Source organism: Novosphingobium sp., assembly GCF_041915465.1.
Lineage (GTDB): Bacteria > Pseudomonadota > Alphaproteobacteria > Sphingomonadales > Sphingomonadaceae > Novosphingobium.
Genome location: NZ_JAYSBK010000151.1, coordinates 1 through 4,681 on the forward strand (window position 1 = coordinate 1; position 4,681 = coordinate 4,681).

Sequence of the window (4,681 nt, forward strand, 5' to 3'; positions counted from 1 at the left end):
AACGGGTTTGGCGCATCGGTCGGGCTTGAGGCGACCTATGCGCAGATGGGCGGCGGCATGGCCTCGCTGGCCGGGTCGTGGTTGCGGCTCAAGCGGTCCGAATTGCGCACGCTGGTTGGCGCGGGTGCTGGCGCGGCGATCGGAGCAGCGTTCTCCTCGCCGCTGACCGGAGCATTTTACGCCTTCGAGATCGTGCTGGGTGCCTATACGCCGGCCGCCATGGCGCCGGTTGCGGCCGCCGCGCTGGCCGGGGCGGTTGTCGCGCGCGCAGCGGGGACGGCACCGTTTCTGAGCGTGATCGAGGTTGCCCACCCGCAGTCGACGCTGTCCTATCTGCTCTATGCCCTGCTCGGCATCGTCTGTTCGGTCTGCGGGATCGCGATCATGCGCTTTCAGGCCATGACCGAGCGCGGGGTCGCCGCGCTGCGGATTGCGCCCTGGCTCAGGCCGGTGCTGGGCGGCATGCTGCTGATGCCGATCGCCTGGATCACGCCCCAGGCGCTGTCTTCGGGGCACGGGGCCTTGCGGCTTGAAATGGCCGTCGCGCCGGCGCTGCAATTCCTGTTGCTGGTCTTCGCGCTAAAGGTGCTGGCCTCGGTCATTTCGCTCAGTTTCGGGTTCAGGGGCGGGCTGTTCTTTGCATCGCTGTTCCTTGGCTCGCTGCTGGGGCCGGCCTATGCCCAGATCGTCAACCTGATCACCGGGACGCCGCTGCTCTCGACGCTCGACGCGGCGCTGGTCGGGATGGCGGGGCTCAGCGTGACGATCGTCGGCGGGCCGATGACCCTATCGCTGCTGATTCTCGAGACGACCCACGACTTCGATCTGACCGGCGTGGTGCTGACCGCAGCGCTGTTCGCCAATGTCGTGACCCGCGACCGCTTCGGCTATTCGTTCTCGACCTGGCGGCTGCATTTACGCGGCGCGCGGATCCGCAGCCCGCGGGACATCGGGTGGTCGGAGCACCTGACGGCGCAGCGCCTGATGCAGCTTCATCCCGCGATTTTCGAGGCGAGCCGACCGATCCGCGAGTTTCGGGCGGCCGTTCCCCTGGGTTCGACCGGGCGGGTGCTGCTGAGTTCTGCCGATGGGCGGTTCTGCGGGATTGTCGAGACGGCAAAGGCCTATGATCCCAGGCTCGACCCGCTGATCCCGATCGACAGCCTGGCGGAAAAGCACGATGGCTGGGTTCGGCCGGACCTGGCGATCGCGGACATTCTCGACCGCTTCGAAGAGCTTGAACTTGACGATCTGGCCGTGGTCGATGACCAAGGGCGGATCATCGGCATGCTGACCGAACGCTATGTCTCGCGCCGCTATATCGAGGAAAGCAACAAGGCGCAGGCGACGGTATTCGGCGAATGACGCGAGAGATTCCGGGGAGGGCGAGAGTGGCTGCTGAACATGTTCCGGTGATGGCGATTCCCGAACTCGCCGAATTCTTCATCGGTGCCTTTCCGGGACTGGACCATGCGCCGGATGGCGGCATCCGGGAAATCGTGCCGGGCCGCGTGCTCATGGCGCTGGAGCCTGACGAAAGCAGTTTGCGGCCCGGTGGCATCGTATCGGGTCCGACCCAGATGGGACTGGCGGACCGGGCCGCCTATGCGGTTATCCTGGCGCATATCGGCCCGGTGGCGATGGCGGTGACCAGCAACCTCAACATCAGCTTCCTGCGCGCCGTGGAATACAAGACGGTGATGGCCGATGCCGAGCTGATCAAGCTGGGCAAGCGTCTGGCGACGGTTGACGTGCGGCTCTGGCAGGATGATCCCGCGCGGGTGCTGGCACAGGCGACAGTCACCTATGCGATTCCGGGGTAAGGATCAGCGCGGCGGAGGCGGCGGTGCGCCAAGCCAGGCAGGTTGGGGCGGCCCCTTGCCGATCAGGCAGTTGCCGCTGCGGCAGCCCGTTTTTTCCAGCTTCTTTCGGTATTTGGTAATCGCCGCGCAATCCGCACCGGCGGGATCGAGCACGATGGTCATCCCGTCAACGGGATGCTTCATCAGGTAGACGGTGATGGCGTTGAGCGCGTTTTCGTCAACCGGCTGGTTGTTCCAGAACAGTGCGCCATTCGGCCCCAGGCGCAGGACGTTGACGGCATCGGGGTCCGGCAGGCGGGTTTCGGGCGTCCAGACGTGCCAGTGGCCGGGCAGCGGGCAAACGGGCGCGACGGCCGCAAGCGCGGGCCCCGGCGCAGGATCGGCCCCGGCGGCAGGCCCCGCGGCGAAGATAGTCGCCGCGAAAAGCATTGCCGCCGGTAGCCGCGCGAACATCAGAGCTGTTCGATCATGTAGTCAGCGGCGCTGACCTTGAATTCGCCGGGGGCTTCGACGTGAAGCTGTTCGACCACGCCGTCGTTGACCACCATCGAGAAGCGCTGGCCGCGGGTGCCAAGGCCAAAGCCCGAACCGTCCATCGTCAGGCCCAACGCCTTGGCGAAATCGGCGTTGCCGTCGGCCAGCATGGCGACGTCCGGCGAACCGGCCGCTTTGCCCCAGGCGCCCATCACGAACGGATCGTTGACGGCGGTGCAGGCGATTTCGTCGATGCCCTTGGCCTTGAGATCGGCCGCATGGTCGACATAGCCCGGCAGGTGCTTGGCCGAGCAGGTCGGCGTGAAGGCGCCCGGAACCGAGAACAGGGCAACGCGCTTGCCCTTGAAGTATTCCGAGGACTGCACCGCTTCGGGGCCGTTCTCGGTCGCCTTGACCAGCTTTACGTCAGGCAGCTTGTCTCCAACCGCGATCGTCATTGTCGTCTCTCCATTTCCAGGTGAACTTGCGAATCTCTCGCAAGATATAGGCGCGCCGCGCCGGGCTGCAACAGCCGCAAGATGGTAAATTTCGCTTTACTGGCCCGCTTTAAGATCCGGTAAACTCGCTGCGCGATGCTCACAGTTGCGGGGGATCAGGCCCCGCATGGAGACTGACTATGAGGATCGCATATGGGGTTGCGGCAAGCTTGGCCGCCTTGACACTGACGATTTCAGGACCGGCCAGCGCCGCTGGCACCGCAATGGGCCTGGCGAAGGCCGAAAAACTTCGCCGACTCGACATCATGCTGATGGTCACCGGGCTGCGCTGCCGGTCGACCTCGGACAATTTTCGGCCCGAGTACGGCCGGTTCACTACCAACCATATCGTCGAGCTGAACCAGGCGAGCAGCGAGCTGAAGGCCAACCTCGCCCGCCAGTACGGCGTGGCCGGGGCGAATCGGGCGCTTGACCGGATGAGCACGTCGATGGCCAACCAGTATGGCCAGGGCCATCCCTGGCTCAATTGCCGGCAGCTCAAGAACGTGACCAAGAACCTTGCCAATGCGCGAGGGGCGGAGCCGCTGGTTGCCGCCGCCGATCAGCTGCTCGGACAAAAGCCCGCACAGTTTGCGCTCGCCGATGCCTGAGCGCGTGGCACTCCCCGCCGGCCATCGCAGAACCTGCGGGGAGTGCCATATAAAGACATCGTTATATTTGCCTAAAGCGATGTGAGCGGGTAAGAGGGGCGCCAATATAGCGCCGCCATTGCCAATTCCGGACTGGCTGCGCTCCATGCCAGACATACAGGAGTTGCCGCCGTGGCTACAGTGATTGACGCTGCCAAGGACTATGTGATCGCCGATATCGGCCTTGCCGAATTCGGCCGCGCGGAAATCAAGATCGCCGAAACCGAAATGCCCGGCCTGATGGCGCTGCGCGAAGAATTCGGCGCGAGCCAGCCGCTCAAGGGCGCGCGCATCACCGGTTCGCTGCACATGACGATCCAGACCGCGGTGCTGATCGAGACGCTCGTGGCGCTGGGCGCCGATGTGCGCTGGGCCACCTGCAACATCTTCTCCACCCAGGATCACGCCGCTGCCGCGATTGCGGCTGCTGGCATTCCGGTCTTCGCGGTGAAGGGCGAAAGCCTGGCCGAATACTGGGACTATGTCGGCTCGATCTTCGATTGGGATGATGGCACCGGCCGCACTGCCAACATGATCCTCGACGATGGCGGCGACGCCACCATGTTCGCGCTGTGGGGCGCGCGGGTTGAAGCGGGCGAGGCCCTTTTCGAACCCAGCAACGCCGAAGAAATCGAATTTTGCCGTGCGCTGAAGGCGTTCCTCAAGCGCAAGCCCGGCTACCTCACCATGACCGTCGCGCACATCAAGGGCGTGTCCGAGGAAACCACCACCGGCGTTCACCGCCTGTATCAGATCGCCAAGGACGGCAAGCTGCCGTTCCCCGCGATCAACGTGAACGATTCGGTCACCAAGTCGAAGTTCGACAACCTCTATGGCTGCAAGGAATCGCTGGTTGACGCGATCCGCCGCGCCACCGACGTGATGCTGGCCGGCAAGGTCGCTTGTGTTGCCGGCTTCGGCGACGTGGGCAAGGGCAGCGCCGCATCGCTGCGCCAGGGCGGCGCCCGCGTGATGGTCACCGAAATCGACCCAATCTGCGCGCTGCAGGCCGCCATGGAAGGCTATGAAGTCGTCACCATGGAAGAAGCGGTGAAGCGCTGCGACATCTTCGTTACCGCCACCGGCAACGAAGACGTCATCACCGCCGAACACATGAAGGCGATGAAGCCGATGAGCATCGTCTGCAACATCGGCCACTTCGACAGCGAGATCCAGATCGCCGCGCTCGACAACTACAAGTGGACCGAAGTGAAGCCGGGCACCGACCTCGTCGAAT

At 64.5% G+C, this 4,681-nt stretch carries 6 protein-coding genes; 4 read left to right on the forward strand and 2 right to left on the reverse strand.

Annotated elements, in window-relative coordinates:
• The coding region (locus ACE3SN_RS16135; protein ID WP_374531754.1) for a chloride channel protein at positions 1-1,365 on the forward strand (1,365 nt) is incomplete at its 5' end.
• Between the two features lie 26 nt (positions 1,366-1,391).
• Entirely contained in the window at positions 1,392-1,823 is a 432-nt protein-coding gene (locus ACE3SN_RS16140; protein WP_374531756.1) for a PaaI family thioesterase, read from the forward strand.
• A gap of 3 nt (positions 1,824-1,826) precedes the next feature.
• Here the strand turns inward: ACE3SN_RS16140 and ACE3SN_RS16145 are convergent, their stop codons facing one another.
• Positions 1,827-2,252, reverse strand: coding sequence for a hypothetical protein (locus tag ACE3SN_RS16145; protein WP_374531757.1), 426 nt, complete (start codon positions 2,250-2,252; stop codon positions 1,827-1,829).
• A 23-nt stretch (positions 2,253-2,275) separates the two neighbouring features.
• Positions 2,276-2,755 carry a peroxiredoxin gene (locus ACE3SN_RS16150; RefSeq protein ID WP_374531759.1) on the reverse strand — a complete coding sequence of 160 codons (480 nt, stop codon included), beginning with the start codon at positions 2,753-2,755 and terminating at the stop codon, positions 2,276-2,278.
• Positions 2,756-2,934: 179 nt separating this feature from the next.
• Here ACE3SN_RS16150 and ACE3SN_RS16155 point away from each other — a divergent pair, with 179 nt between their 5' ends.
• Together ACE3SN_RS16155 and ACE3SN_RS16160 are read left to right on the forward strand one after the other, a co-directional pair.
• The gene (locus ACE3SN_RS16155) at positions 2,935-3,405 is read left to right on the forward strand and encodes an S-adenosyl-L-homocysteine hydrolase (protein ID WP_374531761.1); all 471 of its coding nucleotides are present in this window, start codon (positions 2,935-2,937) and stop codon (positions 3,403-3,405) included.
• Between the two features lie 171 nt (positions 3,406-3,576).
• The coding region (locus tag ACE3SN_RS16160) for an adenosylhomocysteinase (protein WP_374531763.1) at positions 3,577-4,681 on the forward strand (1,105 nt) is incomplete at its 3' end.